This window comes from Psychrobium sp. nBUS_13 (assembly GCF_051201665.1).
GTDB lineage: Bacteria > Pseudomonadota > Gammaproteobacteria > Enterobacterales > Psychrobiaceae > Psychrobium.
In genome coordinates this window covers 1837912-1858701 of sequence record NZ_CP179210.1, presented here as the reverse complement: position 1 = coordinate 1858701, position 20790 = coordinate 1837912, and the positions used below count along the sequence as shown (strand labels likewise).

General features: G+C 41.0%; 13 protein-coding genes. 4 read left to right on the top strand and 9 right to left on the bottom strand.

The annotated features are described in order from the left end of the window. Window positions 1-17: 17 nt before the first annotated feature. Window positions 18-3923 carry an ATP-dependent RNA helicase HrpA gene (hrpA, locus tag ACMAZF_RS08465; RefSeq protein WP_435277212.1) on the bottom strand — a complete coding sequence of 1302 codons (3906 nt, stop codon included), beginning with the start codon at window positions 3921-3923 and terminating at the stop codon, window positions 18-20. A gap of 197 nt (window positions 3924-4120) precedes the next feature. Here hrpA and fghA point away from each other — a divergent pair, with 197 nt between their 5' ends. After that, window positions 4121-4969, top strand: coding sequence for an S-formylglutathione hydrolase (gene fghA / locus ACMAZF_RS08460; RefSeq protein WP_435277211.1), 849 nt, complete (start codon window positions 4121-4123; stop codon window positions 4967-4969). 65 nt (window positions 4970-5034) lie between these two features. Here the strand turns inward: fghA and rmf are convergent, their stop codons facing one another. From rmf to ACMAZF_RS08430, 6 genes are all read right to left on the bottom strand, one after another. Continuing rightward, a complete protein-coding gene (gene rmf / locus ACMAZF_RS08455; RefSeq protein WP_435276931.1) occupies window positions 5035-5211 on the bottom strand; it encodes a ribosome modulation factor in 177 nt (58 codons plus the stop codon). Between the two features lie 433 nt (window positions 5212-5644). Then, on the bottom strand, window positions 5645-7522 hold the full coding sequence (locus ACMAZF_RS08450) for a DUF3466 family protein (protein ID WP_435276930.1): 1878 nt from the start codon (window positions 7520-7522) through the stop codon (window positions 5645-5647). A gap of 201 nt (window positions 7523-7723) precedes the next feature. Then, complete coding sequence (gene uup, locus ACMAZF_RS08445) at window positions 7724-9634, bottom strand: ATP-binding cassette ATPase Uup (protein WP_435276929.1); 1911 nt, start codon at window positions 9632-9634, stop codon at window positions 7724-7726. After that, complete coding sequence (locus tag ACMAZF_RS08440; protein WP_435276928.1) at window positions 9628-9858, bottom strand: glutaredoxin family protein; 231 nt, start codon at window positions 9856-9858, stop codon at window positions 9628-9630. Before ACMAZF_RS08440 ends, uup begins: the two co-directional genes overlap by 7 nt. Further along, a complete protein-coding gene (rlmKL, locus tag ACMAZF_RS08435; protein WP_435276927.1) occupies window positions 9855-11957 on the bottom strand; it encodes a bifunctional 23S rRNA (guanine(2069)-N(7))-methyltransferase RlmK/23S rRNA (guanine(2445)-N(2))-methyltransferase RlmL in 2103 nt (700 codons plus the stop codon). The genes ACMAZF_RS08440 and rlmKL overlap by 4 nt, the downstream gene beginning before the upstream one ends. 522 nt (window positions 11958-12479) lie before the next feature. Further along, complete coding sequence (locus tag ACMAZF_RS08430) at window positions 12480-13868, bottom strand: alanine/glycine:cation symporter family protein (RefSeq protein ID WP_435276926.1); 1389 nt, start codon at window positions 13866-13868, stop codon at window positions 12480-12482. A gap of 673 nt (window positions 13869-14541) precedes the next feature. On the opposite strand from ACMAZF_RS08430, the gene gcvH reads away from it, so the two are divergent. From gcvH to ACMAZF_RS08415, 3 genes are all read left to right on the top strand, one after another. Then, window positions 14542-14922: a glycine cleavage system protein GcvH gene (gene gcvH, locus ACMAZF_RS08425; RefSeq protein WP_435276925.1), complete on the top strand. Its 381-nt coding sequence runs from the start codon at window positions 14542-14544 to the stop codon at window positions 14920-14922. Window positions 14923-14939: 17 nt separating this feature from the next. Beyond that, window positions 14940-17819 carry an aminomethyl-transferring glycine dehydrogenase gene (gcvP, locus tag ACMAZF_RS08420; protein WP_435276924.1) on the top strand — a complete coding sequence of 960 codons (2880 nt, stop codon included), beginning with the start codon at window positions 14940-14942 and terminating at the stop codon, window positions 17817-17819. Window positions 17820-17900: 81 nt separating this feature from the next. Continuing rightward, on the top strand, window positions 17901-18950 hold the full coding sequence (locus ACMAZF_RS08415) for a porin (RefSeq protein WP_435276923.1): 1050 nt from the start codon (window positions 17901-17903) through the stop codon (window positions 18948-18950). An 81-nt stretch (window positions 18951-19031) separates the two neighbouring features. On the opposite strand, the gene ACMAZF_RS08410 is transcribed toward ACMAZF_RS08415, so the two are convergent. Together ACMAZF_RS08410 and ACMAZF_RS08405 are read right to left on the bottom strand one after the other, a co-directional pair. After that, on the bottom strand, window positions 19032-20078 hold the full coding sequence (locus tag ACMAZF_RS08410; RefSeq protein WP_435276922.1) for an energy transducer TonB: 1047 nt from the start codon (window positions 20076-20078) through the stop codon (window positions 19032-19034). A gap of 112 nt (window positions 20079-20190) precedes the next feature. Next, window positions 20191-20730, bottom strand: a complete 540-nt coding sequence (locus ACMAZF_RS08405; RefSeq protein WP_435276921.1) for a cell division protein ZapC domain-containing protein — start codon at window positions 20728-20730, stop codon at window positions 20191-20193. Window positions 20731-20790 lie beyond the last annotated feature (60 nt).

Below are 20790 nucleotides of genomic sequence, written 5' to 3'. Positions count from 1 at the left end.
TCCTTATCTTAAATCGATTAATTATTCTTCTTGAATTCATTAATTGCTTGTAAAACCCGTTTTTCAGACACCGGATATTGAGTCCCTAATGTCTGAGCAAATAAAGAAACTCGCAGCTCTTCAACCATCCACCGAATATCAACCAATGCAGCCGGAATTTGACTTCGTTTAGGCAGTTTATTCACTAATGCTTGATAGTCTTTATAAACACGTTCAACGCTGAGCATCGCAAGGCGATCTTTATTGACATCAATGTTCAGCTTATCTAAGCGTTTAAGAATTGCGCTTAAGTAACGCTGTAAATGCGCCATTCTTTCAAAGCCAAGTTCTGTGACAAACCCTTTGAAAATAAGCCCTTCGATTTGTGATTTAATATCACCGTGGGCCATGATCATATCAAGCCCTACTTTGCCTTTGAGCTTTTTATTTACTTGATTATATACACTCAAGCATTGCTCAACCGCTTCAGCGATTATCACGACAGTATCCGCTAAATCGCTGCGTACCTTATCTTTTAATAAAGTGAATTTCCGTTCATTATTTGTTCCACTGCCATTTTTATCGACTATGACATCAACGGCGGCACTAATAATATCGTCAATCAACACGTTAAGTTGACCAAAACCGTGATAATACAAGCCCAACTTCGCTTTATTAGGAAGCGTTCGTTGCATGTGAGCAATCGGGGATGGCACATTTAGCAGCAACAATTTTCGCAGTCCAAAACGCGTAGCCTCCTGTGCTTGTTCTTCACTATCAAAAAGCTTAATTTCAACACTCTCTTTGGCAGCGACTAGTGCTGGGTATGCTTTAACTTCAAACTGTCCCCGTTTACTGGTGTAACTGCTTGGTAATTCGCCAAAATTCCACGTGGTGATGTTTTGCTTTTCAATCCCATCGTCTGCCACTTTAACTAACGATTTTGCTACCTTATCACTGAGCTCTTCCTGAAGTTTTGCAAGGTCACGCCCTTGAGCGATGAGCTTATTCTTGCGCCCTTTAAGTGCTTCTTCGACTTTAAAATTCATTAACAGATGAGGTGTTATCTGATTTATATCCCATGATTCAGGGTCGATTCGCACCCCAGACATTCTTAATAACTGCTTACTCATCGCTTCAATTAAACTTGATTCCATCACTGGCATTGCCGCCATGCAAGCATCGGCATAATTGGGCGCAGGCACAAAATTACGACGAATAGCTTTTGGCAATGACTTGATGAGCGCGATAACCTTTTCTTGGCGTAGACCGTTAACTTGCCAATCAAAATCCACCGCTTGGATCTGATTAAGTAACTCAATAGGAATATGAATACTCACGCCATCATCAAGATGACCTGGCTCAAAGTTGTAGCTCACACGTAGTGTCAAGTTGCCCTGTTGCCATGTGTCAGGAAAGTCATTTTTACTGACACTATTGGCATTATCACGCATCAGTTGGTCGACATTAAACTCTAATGACTTAGCGACCTTTTTGCCGTCCTTTCGCCACCAGCTGTTGAGCTGAACCTCATTAACAATGTGCTTTGGCAACGCCTCTTCATAAAACAGGTATAAATCGTTATCATCAACAAGAATGTCACGACGGCGTGATTTGTGCTCTAAATCTTCAATTTGTGAAACCAGATTCAGATTATGACGGTAAAACGGAATATTTGATGACAACTGCCCTTCAACAAGGCCTTGCTTAATGAACAGCTCTCGTGATTCTGCCGCATTAATGGGACTGTAATCAATCTTGCGTTTGGCCACAATAATAACCCCGAACAAACTCACTTGCTCAAAGGCGACTACCTGACCACGTTTTTTCTCAAAATGGGCTTCACTATAGCTCTTTTTAACCAGATCTCCCGCTAATGGCTCAATCCATTGCGGCTCAATTTTGGCAGCTACACGGCCAAATAAGCGAGACGTTTCAACCAGCTCGGATACGATCACCCACTTAGGCGGCTTTTTAGCCAATGCTGAACCTGGAAAAACGTGGAATTTACTATTACGCGCACCACTAAACTCATTATCCGTGTCTTTAAAACCGATATGGCTTAATAGGCCTGACAAAATTGACTGATGGATTTGATCAAAGCCAGCTTCATTGTCACTGACTTCAATGCCCTGCTCTTGCAGCACCTGAGTTAATTGACCGACTAAATCCTGCCATTCACGCACACGATTGTAATTAAGAAACTCTTCACGGCATAACTTGCGAAAACGAGAATTAGATAACGCTTGTTGCTGTGTTTTTAAATGGGCCCATAGATTTAAAAAACCAATAAAATCAGAGGTTTTATCTAAGTGTTTTTGATGGCAACTGTCAGACTTTTGTTGGTGCTCCAGCGGGCGCTCGCGGGGATCTTGAATACTCAACCCAGCGGTAATGATTAACAATTGAGACAATGCACCATTGCGCTGCGCTTCAATCACCATTCTCGCTAATCTTGGATCTATCGGTAATTTGCTGATCTGCTGGCCAATTTTAGACAAGCTTAATTGCTCATCACCATAATGCTTTTTCTTGTCGTGTTCTTTTGACAGCGCGCCAATTTCTTCCAGTAATCTAATACCATCATTAATATTGCGACTGTCAGGTGCTTGGAGAAATGGAAAGGCCTCGATATGGCCTAAGCCTAGCGACACCATTTGTAAGATGACAGACGCCAAATTGGTCCGTAAAATTTCGGGATCAGTAAAAGGTGAACGGGCATCGAAATCCTGTTCGCTATATAAACGAATACAAATGCCGTCAGCGACACGCCCACAACGACCTTTACGCTGGTTTGCACTTGCTTGAGATATCTTTTCTATTGGCAGGCGTTGCACCTTAGTCCGATAACTATAACGGCTAATTCGAGCCGTACCGGGATCGATAACGTAACGAATACCTGGTACTGTTAATGATGTTTCAGCAACGTTAGTGGCAAGTACTATTCGGCGCTTGTGGCTGGTTTTAAAGATTTTAGATTGCTCGCTGTAACTTAATCGAGCATACAGCGGCAAAACATCAGTATTGGGCAATTTTCGTTTCGATAATGCATCACTGGTATCACGAATTTCTCGCTCACCATTCATAAAAATCAAAATATCGCCATCACCTTCACTCATCAGTTCATCAACGGCATCAAAAATTGATTGCAGCTGATCTTTATCCTCATCACCATTGTCGATGTGATAACGCAGTTCTACTGGGAAGGTTCTACCGCTAACTTCAATAACAGGTGCATCACTAAAGTGTTTAGAAAAACGTTCGGTGTCGATAGTTGCTGAAGTGATCACTACTTTGAGATCTGGACGCTTTGGCAAAATACGTTTTAAATAACCAAACAGGAAATCGATATTTAAGCTACGTTCATGAGCTTCATCGATTATCAGGGTGTCATAGCGATTTAAAAATGGATCATGGGCAATTTCAGCCAGTAAAATACCATCTGTCATTAGCTTTATATAACTATGATCATTTAGCTTATCGGCAAAACGGACTCTAAAACCGACAGCGTCACCTAATTCGCAATTCATTTCATCGGCAATTCGCTCTGCCACGCTACGTGCAGCGAGTCGACGAGGTTGAGTGTGGCCAATCATCCCTTTGAGCCCTCGCCCAACTTCTAAACAAATTTTAGGCAATTGAGTCGTTTTACCCGAGCCAGTCTCACCCGCCACGATAACCACTTGATGATGACTAATGGCCTTGGCAATTTTCTCTTGCAACTGGCTAACCGGCAACTGCGGTGGATAATTTACATTAGGCACATTAGCAACACGTTGCTCATATCTGTGTAACGCTTTACTGCAATCGACACTGATTTTTTCTAAGGTGTTAGTAATACGCTCTGGTTGCTTGATTTTTCTTAGTGAACGTAATCTTGCACGCAGTTTAATACCATCGAGCAAAGTGCAGTGATAAGACTGCTGCTTAATGATATTGATGATTTGGTCGTTAGATAATTCGCTCGCGTCTTGCGTCGCTGGTATTTGCTCAGACAAAGTGTTGTAACTTGATAAAAAATAAAGTCGATTCTATCAAAATCAGCCACAGTGGCAAAGCGCCGCAAAAAACTAATTTATCTGCCGCTTTGACGTCATTCTTTGGTATTATGCGTGGCAAATCAGACTGCTTAGAGATCTTTATGTCGACATTAAATCTATTATCCGCCCAAAAACTGTTTGAAGGCACTCATAATCAATATCAACATCAATCAGTTGTTAATAACTGTACGATGACGTTTTCTGTATATTTACCGCCTCAGGCTAGCAATGATTCTCCCGTACCTGTGCTCTATTTTTTATCAGGCCTCACCTGTACTGACGAAAACTTTTCAGTGAAAGCTGGCGCACAACAATGGGCAGCAAAACACGGTATCGCGTTAGTCATGCCAGACACTAGCCCACGAGGCGAAGATGTTCCGGATGATTTAGAAGATGATTACGCCTTCGGTCAGGGCGCGAGTTTTTACGTTAATGCGACGCAAAAGCCATGGAAAACACATTTTAATATGTATGACTACGTGGTGAATGAACTCCCCGCTCTGATTGAAGAAAACTTACCAGTCACTGATAAAAAATCGATTTTTGGTCATTCTATGGGCGGTCATGGTGCGTTAGTCATTGCGCTGCGCAATTCAACAGCGTACCAAAGTGTGTCGGCATTTAGCCCTATTGTTAATCCAATTGAGACACCGTGGGGGCAAAAAGCATTCTTTAATTATTTAGGCGATCACCTCAATGCGTGGCTACCTTATGACACTTGCCATTTAATCAAACAAGGTAATAATCAGTTGCCTATGTTAGTTGACCAAGGTAGTGATGATAATTTCTTAGCGGAAGAATTATTAACGGACCACTTAATTGCCGCAGTTAAAGACGCTGACTATGACGCCACCATTAATATGCGAGACGGCTACAATCACAGCTACTTTTTCATCGCTAGCTTTATTGAGTCTCATATTGATTTTCACGCTAAATACTTAAACAGCTAGTTGTTAGGTAGCGGAAAGTAAAAAAGCACCCTTGGGTGCTTTTTTCTGTGTCAAATATACTCTAGTTAACGATTATAAAACCCTTCAGCACTTCGCTCACAAGCTTCGCGCCATCCGCCTAACCATTGTTCTTTTTGTTCGATATTTTGATACGGACAATTATCTCGACTTAATTGATGTAACCCTGCTTGATAACCCTTTGAAAAAGCACGTTCTTTGCGGTTGCGTTTCTGTCTATTCATTAAACTTTTCCTCACTTATCAGCGATTTACAGTACTCGTAGATGCGCTAATGATATATTAGATAAATACTAACTTCTTGACGTTAATCGAGAGGAACTTGCAACGAGATTTATCCTAAATCGCTACCTTAAATCTTCATTGTTCAAAAATACTCTCGATGCTGCGGTATTATACCAATTGCATTAAGTAAGTGATCTTGTTGTGCGTAGAGAAAATCAGCTAAAACAAGGCGCTCGATTGACTAATAGCTGGCTATTAGGATTGAGAGCAACGCCATTTTAGTTAATTTTAACAAGTACAAGTGGGCAAATATTTAATGCAATTGGTATTATTTTTAACCAATATTTATGACGAGATCAAGCAAAAAAAAGGACCATATGCTCAACGAGATGTTAAGAATATGATCCTAATATAAATTTATTGTTAAGTAATTTTATCGACGAAAACGACGAGCAAACAAACCAGCAGTTGCGAGTAGTAATGCACCAAACCCAAAACCAGCTCCTTGACGTTCTTGCTTGTAATTAATTGAATCTTCTTCAACGACCTTACACGCTTCGCCATCAGTTGGTTTTAAGATAACGGCACGTGGAATTTGTTCAGTAATAGGTTCGCCACTTGCATTTGTATCAAATACTGGGTCACCATTTGAATCTACGACTAGTTCTTCAACAGCACCTTCAGTTGTTGATGTTACTTCATTGCCTTTATCGTCGACCCAACGCGTTTTTACACGTGGCACGGTTACTAATGCAGTCGCAATGATTGTCCCATCTTCGGCAATTTTAGACGCATCTACAACAGTAATATCCGCATCGTAGCTAATCTTTTGCTCATTACCGCCTGTCGCTTCAACTTGGTATTTCTTCCACTCAGTACCAGTCTTTATATAGCCTTTTGATTCACACGTTAACAAATCATTAATATCATTGAACGATTGAGCACTATGCTCGTAAATAAAACCATGAGTACGACGACCAAAATCAACTTTTTGGCTATCTACTTCAATCGAACCAACAACTTGATTTTTATCATTAATACTCTTAGCATTTGATGCAAAATCTGATTCGTTACTTGAAAAGTCATTTGGAAAGGTTAACGTAGTGTCTTCACTCATCGCATCATAAACGAAGAACTTTTTACGGTAGAAACCACTAATACTCTTTTCCATAAAACCAACAACTAAATTATTGTCGTTGATTGCATTTGCACTAGAATAACGCCAGTTATCTTCGCTATGATCCATTAAGTCGACAAGTTTTCCGTCTTTAAATACGGTTGCAACGTCCAGGCGGTAACGAAACTCTTTCTTTTGATCTCTAAATGTCTTACTGCGTCCGACCGCGATGCCGTTGTTATTAACATCTAACGCGATACTGTTATACGAATCAGCATCTGTATCACTGATAGGTGACGTTAAAATACCTAAATCTTTAGGGTTAGTTAGTTCGCCATTGCTGTATTCCCAACTAAACGCATGAAGATAATATTGAACAGCTGTATTTCTGCGACTTCCATCTGTAAAACCCGCGGCACAGACTTGTAATGGAATAGCGTCTTTATAAGTATCTAAACAATTACTATCGATTCTTGTTTTCGAATCATGCTCAATACCCGTACTGGCGTAGCCAACAACTAAGCCATTATCGTTAATTGCTGTAATGCCACTTAAACCACCATAGGTTGAAAATTCAGGCGCGAATGTTTTGATAACACCGTTATCAATAACCATGGCACGCTGTGAATAGTCATAAACATAAAATGGATCATCTTTATCCGAGTTATCATCTGATTGATCAGGGTCATCAACCGCATACGCTGCTGAACTTGTTGTTCCGACAATGACACCTGTATCAGATACATCAAATGCGAATGAATCGATAGTGGCAACATCTCGTCCATCACGCGTGATCGTCTCATCAAAGATTTTAATAAACGCAGGAAGATTATTGGTATCAAACTCAAAAACAGAGTTATTTGATTGTGGGATTAGCTTAACAACACGTGTTGGATTAATACTACTGTTAGATGCATTCGTTGCTAACTGGGTCAGTGACACATCCACGCGATTATTATTAAGTCTATTTTGATCGTCTTCACTTAGCAGCGGTGCGAAAGTACCAGAGGCACCACCTAACACATCACCGCTATTATTTAGAGTCGCACCAAAACCACTACGGCTATTGTTAATGGTGCCATTAACTTTATAAAATTCATCAATATTTTCAATTTTGTAAACAGTGGCAGCTTGTGCGCCAAAACTAGCAGCGAGTGCGATGGCGAGTACTGTAGGTTGTAACTTTTTGTTCATTATTGTTCCTGTTACCTGCAAAACGTCTAACATTCAATAGTTTGCTGTAGTCGTATGCTAACTTCTCGATTTAATGCAAGGCATTATTCACTTGAATGCGCCTTGATGCAATTAAACTTATGTTTTTATTTGTAAACGCTCATGAAACGGCGATTACATCATTGACCTAATAAAGACTCGCAACCTTATAAAAGGTTCATCTTAATCTTCAAAACTTGCCAAATATTCCCAACGCTCTAATGCTTGCTCGAGTTCGTCATTGAGCTGCGCCAATTTATCAATCACTGGCTGTGTTTCAGTCGCAGGTTTCATGAAGAACTCGTTATCAGCCATTATGCTTTCTATTTCACCGATCTCAGTTTCAATAGATTCCATACGATCAGGTAATTGATCTAACTCACGTTGATCTTTATAGCTTAGTTTTTTAGCGGCTTTTGCTGGCGCTTTCTCAGCAACTTGTTCATCTTGAGCTTGCTGCTTAGCAATAATGTCGGCTTCGTGAGCTTCAGGGTCAAATAATGACGCGCCTTGATTAACGGCATCTTGGAAACCACCCACAAATTCACTCATGCTGCCGTTCGCACCGAACCACCAGCTAGAGGTAACAGTATTATCGATAAACTCACGGTCATGACTTACCAGCAATAACGTACCATCGTATTGATGCACTAATGACTCTAATAGCTCTAATGTCTCGATATCTAGATCATTGGTTGGCTCATCAAGTACCAATAAGTTATTTGGTTTTAAGAAAAGTTTTGCCAATAACAGACGGTTCTTTTCACCTCCTGACAACGCGCGAACGGGTGTTCTTGCACGCTCTGGTGAGAATAAAAAGTCTTGTAAATAACCTAATACATGACGTGTGCGCCCGTTATGCTCTACATCATCTTTACCATCACCCACATTTTCTTGAACGGTTTTATCCAAATCAAGTGCCGCGCGATGTTGGTCAAAATATGCGACGTCTAGTAATGTACCCGTCTTAATTTCACCACTTTGCGCTGTTAGCGTTCCTAATAGCATTTTAAGCAGTGTTGATTTACCACACCCATTTGGACCAATTAAGGCGATGCGATCGCCACGAATCACTTGGCTGGTAAAGTTATTAACAATCTGTTTGGTCTCAAAAGCATAACTGATATTTTCAATTTCAAATACTAGCTTGCCTGACTTAGAAGTACTCGCCAATGACATTTTAGCCTTGCCAACGACTTCAGTACGGGCTTTACGTTCACGGCGTAATTGTTCAAGCGCGCGAACACGGCCTTCGTTACGGGTACGGCGAGCCTTAATACCCTGTCTTACCCACACTTCTTCTTGCGCTAAACGCTTGTCAAACAAGGCATTCTGCTCTTGTTCGACCCGTAATGCTTCTTCTTTTGCGACAAGGTATTCTTCGTATCCACCAGGCCATGAACTTAATTTACCGCGATCAAGGTCAATGATGCGGGTTGCCATACTGCGAATAAACGCCCTGTCATGGCTAATAAATACAATGGCACCACGAAAATCTAATAGTACTTTTTCAAGCCATGCTATCGCATTTAAATCCAAGTGATTGGTTGGCTCATCAAGTAATAATACATCAGGTTGTTGTACTAACGCTTTAGCCAGCGCCGCTTTACGTAACCAACCACCTGAGAGTTCACTCAGTTGCTTGTCGGCAGGCAACGACAATTGCTCAAGTACAGTGTTTATACGGGTTTCAAACAACCACGCGTCATTATCATCCATTTGAGCTTGCAGTTTTGCAAGCTTGTCCATCACCGCGTCAGAATAATTTGTTTCTAACTCAAGTAATACATGATGGTATTTCGCAATTAGTTCACCGACATGAGCGATGCCCGATGATACAAAATCAAACACACTCATTTCTGCTTTTTCTGGCGGATCTTGTTCTAATCGCGCAACAACGATCTCATTGTTGTAACGTAATTCACCGCCATCTAAATCCATTTGTCTTGCGACAATTTTCATCAATGTTGATTTACCCGTACCATTTTTTCCAACCAAACAAACACGCTCATTAGCGTTAACTTGAAAATCTGCTTTATCGAGAATGACATGGGTACCAAATGCCAATTGTGCACTGCTTAAACGTATTAACATGAACTACCTAAAAATGTTTGTAACTCGCTTAGCTCAAACGGCCAACCGAGTTCTTGAGTATTATTATTGAGCACGACGGGAATTCGCGTGCCATATTTTTCAACTAACGATGCGTCGTCAATGATGTCGACAATCTCAAACGGATGCGCCAATTGCTCGAGTTGCAGCTGTGCAAGTTCGCATAAATGGCATCCATCAGTTGAGTATAAAATTACCGGACTCATAAACGCGTGATTTCCCAGCAATTATGAATCTTCGGATTTCCTTTAAAATCACGTGGTATGGTATGTTCAGTCACTTCTTGTGCTTGTAATCCAATACCTTTGATATCACGATGGTTCATTTTAAATTGACGCGAATTATTCGAGAAAATAATCAAACCATCCGGACGTAAAATACGCTTTAGCGCTTTAATAAGCTCAACGTGGTCGCGATTAACGTCAAACGATTGATCCATACGTTTTGAATTAGAGAACGTTGGTGGATCAATAAAGATTAAATCGTAATCATGCTGACAATGTTTAAGCCAGTTCAAGCAATCCATTTGAATAAAGTTATATTGGTCGCCATGCAAATTATTAAGTTTGAAATTCTCTTTCGCCCAATCAAGATACGTGCGTGACATATCAACACTGGTTGTCGATTTAGCACCGCCTAACGCCGCATGAACTGACGCCGTGCCGGTGTAACAAAAAAGATTTAGAAAATCCATACCCTCACTTAATTCGCCAAGTTTACGGCGCGTTAAACGATGATCTAAAAACAAACCATTATCTAAGTAATCAGAGCTGTTAATCAAAAACTTCGCATTATATTCTTGAACAGCAAATTTACTCTTTTGCTCGTTAATTTTTTCGTACTGATTTTCGCCCTTTTTCACTTCACGGACTTTATAAATCAAATCATCGCTATCAATATCAAACAAATGATCCAGCACAATAAAGGCTTCGATTAAACGGCGCAGGGTTTTTGATGAATCCATATATTTTGGCGCAGCATATTCTTGGACAATCCACTGTTTACCATAGCGGTCAATCGCTAAGTTGTAATCGGGTAAATCAGCATCGTATAGACGATACGCTTCAATCCCTTCGCTTTTAGCCCACTTACTTAGGGCTTTATTATTTTTCAGCATGCGATTAGCAAAAGGTTCAGCTTGTTTAGACACCGATTTTAACGCGCCATCACCAATAGAATAATTCGCAAGTAACGCTTCTAACTGTCCGTTATACAACTTGTATTTATGATCGGGGGCTAATCTAATGGCGGTAAGTAGTTCAATAGACGAACTAAATACGCTAAGCTCCCAGCCATTAAATTTAGCTTTAACGGCTTTAGCAAAACCGTGATAAATAAAGATTAGCGGTAACAACTCACCTAAACGTTCACCGTAAGGCGGGTTTGTCACTATGTGACCTTTTTGATTGCCAAATGGCGGCTTGATCTCAAGCGCATTACCGACTTCAAAGCTCACTAAATGCTCAACACCTGCTCGGCGCGCATTGTCACGGGCAATATTTAATACACCATAGTCCATATCACTGCCACGAATGCACAATTGTTTGCGTGATTTGCTTTCATCGGCCTTGACTTGGGCATCATGCTTAATTTCTTGCCAAACTTCTGGTTTAAACGCCTTTAGTGATTCAAATGAGAAACGTTCTCGCGTCAATGACGGCGCAATATTGGCTGCCATTAATGCTGCTTCGATGACTAAGGTGCCACTGCCACAAAACGGGTCGAAAAATGGCTTATTGATTTCCCAACCGCTACGCATAATCAACGCGGCTGCTAAGTTTTCACGTAATGGTGCTTCACCAGCATTGGTACGGTAACCGCGTTGCTGTAATGAACGACCTGAAAAGTTAATGGCTAGGGTAAGTTTGTTATTTACCATGCGACATTCAATGCGAATATTGGCGCTTTGTTTGTCAACATTAGGACGGTCGAAACCGCTATCTCGGAATTTGTCTACAATCGCATCTTTAGCTTTTAGCGCGCCAAATTGGGTATTATTGATGAAACCATTGGTGCCTGAGAACTCTACTGCGATGCTTTGCGTATTATCAAAATAGGCATGCCAATTGACACGATATACAACATCATACACATCTTGGGTGCTATGAACTTCGTCAGTGTGGATGGATAATAAGATACGGCTGGCTAAACGAGACCATAAACAGATGGTATAAGCCTCAGCTAAATTCGCCTTAAAGCGAACACCAGCAAGCGACTCTCTTACCTCTACCCCGCCTAGCTCTTCAATCTCTTTAACTAGTAGGTATTCAAGCCCTTTAGGGCAAGCAGCGAAGTATGGCAACATAATGGTAGTCTCGGTGTTCTATAAAGCGCGCAATTATACGTGCTTTCCGACACTAATACATTACCTGCGTGCAATAACTTGATATCACAGACATAAAAAAACGCCTAGCAATGAGAGAGTTGCTAGGCGCCTGTACTATTTATTGGTGATGAATGATTGACGATTCAATTAACCGCGGAAATAACGCTGCTCAACAAATGGCATTTTTTCAATGCGCATCGGTAATTTTTTACCACGCACATCAGCAAAGATTTCGTTACCTAATACCATATATGCATTAAGTAAGTGATCTTGTTGTGCGTAGAGAAAATCAGCTAAAACAAGGCGCTCGATTGACTAATAGCTGGCTATTAGGATTGAGAGCAACGCCATTTTAGTTAATTTTAACAAGTACACGTGGGCAAATATTTAATGCAATTGGTATAACAAGGGGTTTTAAGTCATTGAGACATAGGAACTCCAATAACCGCCCATTGCAGGGCGGTTTTAATTGATTAAACTTTAGGTAAAACTAAGAAAGGATTATTCTTGTGGCTTTTTCTGTTCCATACACTCTGGAACTGCGCCATTACTAGCAAAGTATTCTTTGGTAAGTTTGAATACTACAGGGCTTAATAATGCAATCGCGATTAAGTTAGGAATAGCCATTAATGCATTCATTGTGTCAGCAAGTAACCAGATGAACTCTAATGAACCTGCAGCACCTACTGGTACAGAAAGGATCCAAACGACGCGGAAAGGCAAGATAGCTTTAACACCGAATAAGTACTGAACACATTTCTCACCGTATACACTCCAACCTAAGATTGTTGTGAATGCGAAGATAGTTAGTGATACAGCTACGATGTAGTTACCGTATGGTAAAGCAGCACCGAATGCAGCAGATGTTAATGCAGCACCTGTTTCACCAGACGTCCACTCACCCGTTACGATAATTGCTAAACCAGTGATAGAACAAACAATCAATGTATCAATGAATGTACCTAACATTGCAACTAAACCTTGTGCTACTGGGTTTTTCGTTTGAGCTGCAGCGTGAGCAATTGGCGCACTACCTAAACCAGCTTCATTTGAGAAAACACCACGCGCCACACCAAAGCGAATTGCCATCCATACTGCTGCACCAGCGAAACCGCCTTGTGCTGCTGTACCAGTAAATGCACTTTCGAAGATAAGGCCGAATGCTGCTGGAATTTCTGCTGCATTAACAATCAATACCGCAACACCACAAGCAATGTAGAATGTCGCCATCATAGGAACTAGTTTACCAGCAACGTCACCGATACGCTTGATGCCGCCCATAAGTACTAGACCTACAAGTACCATCATTACAAGACCAGTAATCCATGGCTCAACACCAAAGTTAGTGTCAATAGCGTTTGCTACTGAGTTGGCCTGTACTGTATTACCAATACCAAAACCAGCGACCATGCCAAATAGAGCGAAGGCAGTGCCTAACCACGTCCATTTGCTTGATAAGCCATTTTTGATGTAGTACATCGGGCCACCAGTATGGTTACCGTTTTCATCAACTTCACGAAAACGTACTGCCAATACTGCTTCGGCAAACTTAGTTGCCATACCTACTAACGCGGTACACCACATCCAGAATAATGCACCAGGACCACCTAAGAAGATAGCTGTTGCAACACCTGCAATGTTACCAGTACCGATGGTAGCTGATAATGATGTCATTAACGCGTTAAATGGACTTATTTCACCTTCTTTTGAGCCGTCTTTATCAGGGATGCGACCACCCCACAATAGTTTAAAACCAGTGCCTAATTTTAAAACAGGCATTAGTTTTAAACCAAAGGTTAAAAACAGACCCACGCCAAGGATCAGAACCAGCATTAGCGGCCCCCATACGACCCCATTAATGGCTGAGATGATCTCACTTACAAATTCCATAAAAACCTCGTTGTATTGTTATATTTATATTTACCAGCCTATTCCTCTATAAAGCGTCAAAGACCGGTAAAAGGGTTTATCGTTTTTAATCGGCGGTGATTGCAAATATCTTTGTTAGCATACCCCCAACAATCGTTTCCGATAGGAAACAAATTAAAACTTTGGGAAACATATAGCAAGTACTTTTTAACATCTTGTAACAAAGCCCGAAACAAAATAGAAACAAAACCAAAAAAAACAAGTGGTTACAAGTGAACCAACCAGTAACAACGCAATAACACTAACCAAATAATTGTATGTACGCCCCCAGTATAAACCCATTTAAATTCGGCTTCTTGATAGATAGTGCTCATCACCTTAGACCAGATAAGAACGCTGTAAAATCAACCTCTTCACTACATAAGTGAAAATTATTCTCACCTTTTGCTCTTAATAGCTTAAATACTATCTTACAACGGAATACTGTATACAAAAACCCACTTTGATCACTTTCATTTCCAATTGGAAACTTTTTATTGATCACGAAACTCAAGCCTGTTATGTTTTAAAAGTGTTAACGATTTTTTAACAATCTGACACGTGATGAAAACAGCTTGTTTAAAAGTGTCAGGAAGATAGACCGCGATGATATCGAATCTATTGCATTACATAACAAGAAAGATAGGAAACAGATATGAGCACTAATCAAGCTAAATTTGCAAAGAGCCACGAATGGGCAAGAGATAACGGTGACGGAACTGCCACGATCGGAATTTCTGACCACGCCCAAGAGCTTTTAGGTGATGTGGTTTATGTCGAACTACCTGAAGTTGGTGATGACATTACAGCAGGCGAAGGTTTCTCGCTTGTTGAATCAGTAAAGGCAGCGTCAGATGTTTATGCACCTATTTCTGGTGAAATCATCGAAGTTAATGAATCGTTAGAAGATGAGCCAGAACTTGTGAATGCCTCACCACTTGAAGATGCATGGATTGTAAAAATTAAGATTAGTGATGATAGCCAATTTGATGCACTGCTAGATGAAGCAGTATACCAAGAAGCGATTTCTGAATAATTATTTGAGGTTATTGGATGTCACTTTCTAATTCAACGAGCCCTTTGTCTGTTCAATTGGGCACCCACGAAGAGTTTATTGCTCGTCATAATGGGCCAAGCGACATTGAACAACAACATATGCTTAAGGCAATCAATGCTGGATCAATAAGCGAGTTAGTTGACCAAACGCTGCCTAGCAATATTCGTTTAAAGTCTCCTATGGGTTTGGCCACTCCTCAATCAGAGATTGAGATGTTAAAAACGCTTAAAGATATCGCGCAAAAGAATGTCGTTAATCGCAGCTTCATTGGTCAAGGCTATTATGACACGCATGTTCCTCACGTTATTTTACGTAACGTGTTAGAGAATCCAGGTTGGTATACTGCATATACCCCATATCAGCCAGAAATATCTCAAGGTCGTTTAGAAGCTCTGCTTAATTATCAGCAAATGATTGTTGATTTTACCGGTATGGATCTCGCAAATGCTTCCTTATTAGATGAACCGACTGCTGCGGCTGAAGCAATGAGCTTTTGTAAACGCGCTGGTAAAAATAAGAGTAATGTATTCTTTATTAGCGACGATGTTCATCCGCAAACCATTGACGTATTAAAAACTCGCGCTCAATATTTCTCATTTGAGCTTGTTATTGCACCAACACAGGAATTAGCACAGCACGATGTATTTGGTGCCTTAGTTCAATATCCTGGAACTACAGGTCAAATTGTTGATTTAGAACCTACGATTAGTGCAGCACACGATAAGAAAACGCTCGTTGCCGTTGCAACAGATCTTTTAGCGTTAACATTATTAAAATCACCAGGCGAAATGGGCGCAGATATTGTCATTGGTAGCTCTCAACGCTTCGGCGTACCAATGGGATATGGCGGCCCACACGCGGCGTTTATGGCAACAAGTGAAAAACACAAGCGTACAATTCCCGGTCGAGTCATTGGCGTGTCTGTTGATACTCAGGGTAAACCAGCACTGCGTATGGCGATGCAAACTCGTGAGCAACACATTCGCCGTGAAAAAGCGACGTCAAATATATGTACCGCCCAAGCCTTGTTGGCGAATATGGCGTCTTTCTACGCGGTTTATCACGGGCCACAAGGTTTAAAAACCATTGGCCGTCGTGTTCATCATTTAACGTCGCTTTTCGTCCATGGCTTAAGCTTATGTAATATTGAAGTAGTTCATCAGCATTTCTTTGATACGGTGCTAGTTAGCACTGCAGAAGAAACACAATCAATTAATGAACGTGCACTCGCTAACCATGCTAATTTACGCATCTTACCAGCCCAATTAGGTGTGAGCTTTGATGAGACAACAACGCCAGCGGACTTAGAACTGCTATGGCAGGTATTCACTGGCGAACAGCTAAACTTCGCTGACATTGAAGCGAACTACAGTGAAAGTGAATTTTCACATATTCCTGACGCAGTTCAACGTACCAGTGAATACTTAACACACCCGACATTTAATCGCTATCACAGCGAAACACAAATGTTACGTTACTTAAAATCACTAGAAAACAAAGATTTTTCGCTAACTCACGGCATGATCCCTCTAGGTTCGTGCACCATGAAATTAAACGCAACTGCACAAATGATCCCGGTAACTTGGCCTGAGTTTGGCCAGATGCATCCATTTGCCCCAAAAGAACAATGTTTCGGCTATCAAGCATTAGCTGACAACTTCTCAGATATGTTGGTGAAGATAACCGGTTATGACGCCTTCTCACTTCAACCTAATTCTGGTGCCCAAGGCGAATATGCGGGTCTGATAGCTATTTCGAAATATCACGAGTCACGTGGTGAAGGACATCGTAATGTCTGTTTGATTCCAAGTTCTGCTCACGGTACAAATCCAGCGAGTGCTTCAATGGTGTCTCTGCGTATTGTTATTGTTAAATGTGATGACGCTGGCAACGTTGATTTAGATGACTTAAAAGAGAAGATCCAAGCGCATCGCGAACAACTGTCATGCATTATGATCACCTACCCATCGACGCACGGTGTGTATGAAGACGGCATCGTTGAAATTTGCGAGCGAGTCCATAAAGCTGGCGGCCAAGTCTATATGGACGGCGCCAACATGAATGCCCAAGTAGGACTTACTTCACCCGGATTCATCGGTTCAGATGTATCGCATCTCAACTTACACAAAACCTTTTGTATTCCTCACGGCGGCGGCGGTCCAGGGATGGGGCCAATAGGTGTTAAATCTCACTTAGCGCCTTTCTTACCTGGCCATAGCGTACATCAAACGGATGGCGCCGTGTCAGCGACAGATTTAGGTAGCGCTTCAATTTTACCTATTTCTTGGGCTTACATTGCCCTAATGGGTGACAAAGGATTAACCCAAGCAACAGAACTCGCCATCTTAAATGCTAATTACATTACAGAGAAGCTAAGTGCTCATTATCCCGTCCTTTATCGCGGTAATAATGATCGAGTAGCGCATGAATGTATTATCGATTTACGTGATTTAAAAGAAAGCAGCGGGATCAGTGAAGAAGACGTCGCAAAGCGCTTGATGGACTATGGCTTCCACGCGCCAACGATGTCTTTCCCAGTTGCCGGTACGTTAATGATTGAGCCAACAGAGAGTGAGTCTCTCGAAGAGCTTGATAAATTCATTAATGCAATGATTGCGATACGTAAAGAAATTGCCAACGTAGAGTCCAGTCAATGGACACGACAAGACAATCCACTGGTGCATGCACCACACACCATGAGTGACCTATCAGCTCCACAATGGGAACGTAGTTATAGTCGAGAAATCGCCTGTTTCCCAAATAACACCGCTAAAACCACCAAGTTTTGGCCAACCACCAATCGAATTGACAACGTTTATGGCGACCGCAACCTCATTTGTAGCTGTCCGCCAATTGACATGTATCAACAAGATTAACCCTTTAGTCGTGGTTAACCGACGTTAACCACAAATTGCTACATGTTGTAGCAAAAATTTTGATAGTAATAAGGAAACAAAATGAAAAACGTAAAACTAAAAACTGCATTACTTCCTTTAGTTATCGCAATGCCAGTCTTTCAAGCATCTGCTGATGATAATGTAAGTAAAGCACAATTAGAAAAGCAACTCGAAGTCATCTCAAAGCGTATCGCTGCGCTAGAGGGTACTGAGAAGAAATCAGATTCAAAAACCAAGTTTAATGTCTACGGTACATTACGCCCGACGTTCGGTGTTACAAGTGGTGATTCTGAAGATTCGTGGGATGTTGGCGATGCACTTTCTCGTGTTGGTTTCGCGACATCACGTGAGCTAGGCAATGGCATGACGGCGTTCGCAAAAGGTGAGTTCAAAGTTAACATCCAGCTTAACGGTGATTTTGGTGAAGCACGTAAAGCCTACGTAGGTATTAAAGGTGATTTCGGTCGTATCGCAATTGGTAAACAAGCAACTATGCAGTACAACATCATTGCTGATCCAGTCGATATCTTTAACCGTTCAAGTACCCCGCTTGCTTATGACGACGCTAGCCCGTTCCGTCAACAGCAATTGGTATCTTACGGCAAAGACGTTGGTAACCTATCATTTAGCATTGCTGGTCAGTTTAATAAAGACACAGACAATGAAGGCAGTGATTTAGTGAATGCTGGCTTAAAATATAAAGGTGACGGTTTTACGTTAGGTGCTGCGTTACTGACACGTGACTTTGCTGGTACTGATGAAAATACGCTAGGTTTATCGGCGTCTAAAAATATTGGCGACCACTATATCGCAGCGTCTTATCAAGACATTGATCGTGGTGGTAATGGTCAAGACAGAAGCACAATTGATGTTGTCGGTGCATTTCAAATCAACGATAACTACAAGTTCAAATTAGGTTTATCAAACTATGCTGATGATTTATCTGCATTTGATACAGCAGAAGTTACTCGTATCAATACGACACTAGAATGGCATGCAAGCAGCGATTTCTACACGTTCATTGAATACCAAAACAACAACTTTAAAGAGCGTGAAGATAACGACCAAGTAATGATTGGTATGCGTTATAACTTCGACTACAAATTTTAGTCGATACTGATTTACACTCTCTCATTAAAAAAGGGTGCACTTCATGTAGCGCCCTTTTTAATAACTCGCTTCAATCAAAAATTAACTCTTTGCTAGTTCCACAAGTTCAACCTTTGATTGTTTACGTCCAAAGACATAAATTGAACATTGACCGTAACTATCAGGAATATTCCACGCGGTGTCCTTAGTAACACTATAGGTCAAGTGCTTGTTTTCACACCGTACGTCCAATTTATTAATGCTACTAATATCGCCAGAAAAGCCAAACGAATTTCGTGCAAGTTGATAACGCCATATTCCCTTATCATTTAGCGTGCCATTTACCATGTAATTATCTTTGCCATCGATATATTGTTCAATTCGCTCTGTCACTGCACGAATTCTTGGATAAAGTAAGTTTTCGGTATCTAAGCGTTGAATCGTCAACGCAATTTGAAATGCTGAAATAAACTGTTTGTGGTTAACTTTTAATGTGAAAAGTCTCGCTAAACTATTTAAATGCTCCCCAAGCGCTAACAACGGCCTACGGGTACTGGATAATCTTGACAACGAGCGCATCTCACTATCAACATCGCCTTGTTGGCGATAATAGCGAGCTTCTATATTTGAAAGCCATGCATCCTCATAAAGATTCCAAGAGCCTTTAACACGTAACTTATCAATCAACTTACCCGCGAGTCCTAAGTCTCCTTCATCTAACGCAGTAGTAATCTTGTTATAACGAGAAACAAACTTACGACGAGCGCCCTTTTCACCTTGGCCGATTACAAAATCCATGCGTACGGAGTTCTTACACTGTTCAATCGCTTCACCATTAACGAGGGTCGGTTCAAAAGTCCACGCTTTCACCGCAGTTAACGTTGCTTGATCAAATACTTGTGGGATGGAAGAATCTTGAACAAAGGCAGAATTAACATTACCGTCTTTTCCGATAACGTAACTAACAACAACCCAGCCCTCCTGACCCTTTTTAGCAGCGATCAGCGGATACTTTGGCGCTTCATAATGAGTGCGTTCCCCTCGATTGATCTGTTCTAGCAATTCACTAAGCGGCTGTTTTGTATCTGTTGCATAAGTGCTTGAACTCGCTAATAGTATAGCGAATGAGGAAATAATTTTACTGTGCATACCCTTGCCTTTATTATTATATTTCAATGAAGTATAAATAAAATTGGTCAAAAGGCAAACGTGAAGGTTTTTCGATTGTAGGCGATTATTTCGTTAGTAGACTAAATGTGAACTACGCCGCACTAACACGCTGTGCAGGTTCAAACTTAACAGGAATAAGTCGGTCATTCATCACTTTAATTAACTCAAATTGTGCCATCGATTTAACATCATTGAGCACATGAGATTTTTCAATAAGTAATAATGTTGAGGCATTGGTATTGCTCTCTACTACAACATAGTGACGGCATTCAATCGACGATTGGAGTTTTACCACATTACCTAACAGTGCACTTGATAAAGCTGGCGCTGCAGCAAAAAACCAGCTCTTAGGCATGAGTGGCTTATAAAAGTTTTTGGCCGCTAAACAATTTAAGGTAATTTGATAAATAAAATCAGAAGGAACTGGTAACTGCGCATCGAGCTTTTCAAAGAACAAGTTAAAATCTTCACCCTGTTCTACGGACAAATACTCATTATTAAACGCATCATTAACCAAATGACGTTTTTCAAACGCCGACACAAATACCATGCCCTCACCCATTTCTAGAGTAAGTCTATTTTGGTTATGACAGAAATTCCATTTCCAGTCTTTATTCGGTTTAATAAGCACAAGAGACCCTATTAATTATTGTCTTGATTAAATTTACGACACAGTTACGTTAGACGCTAT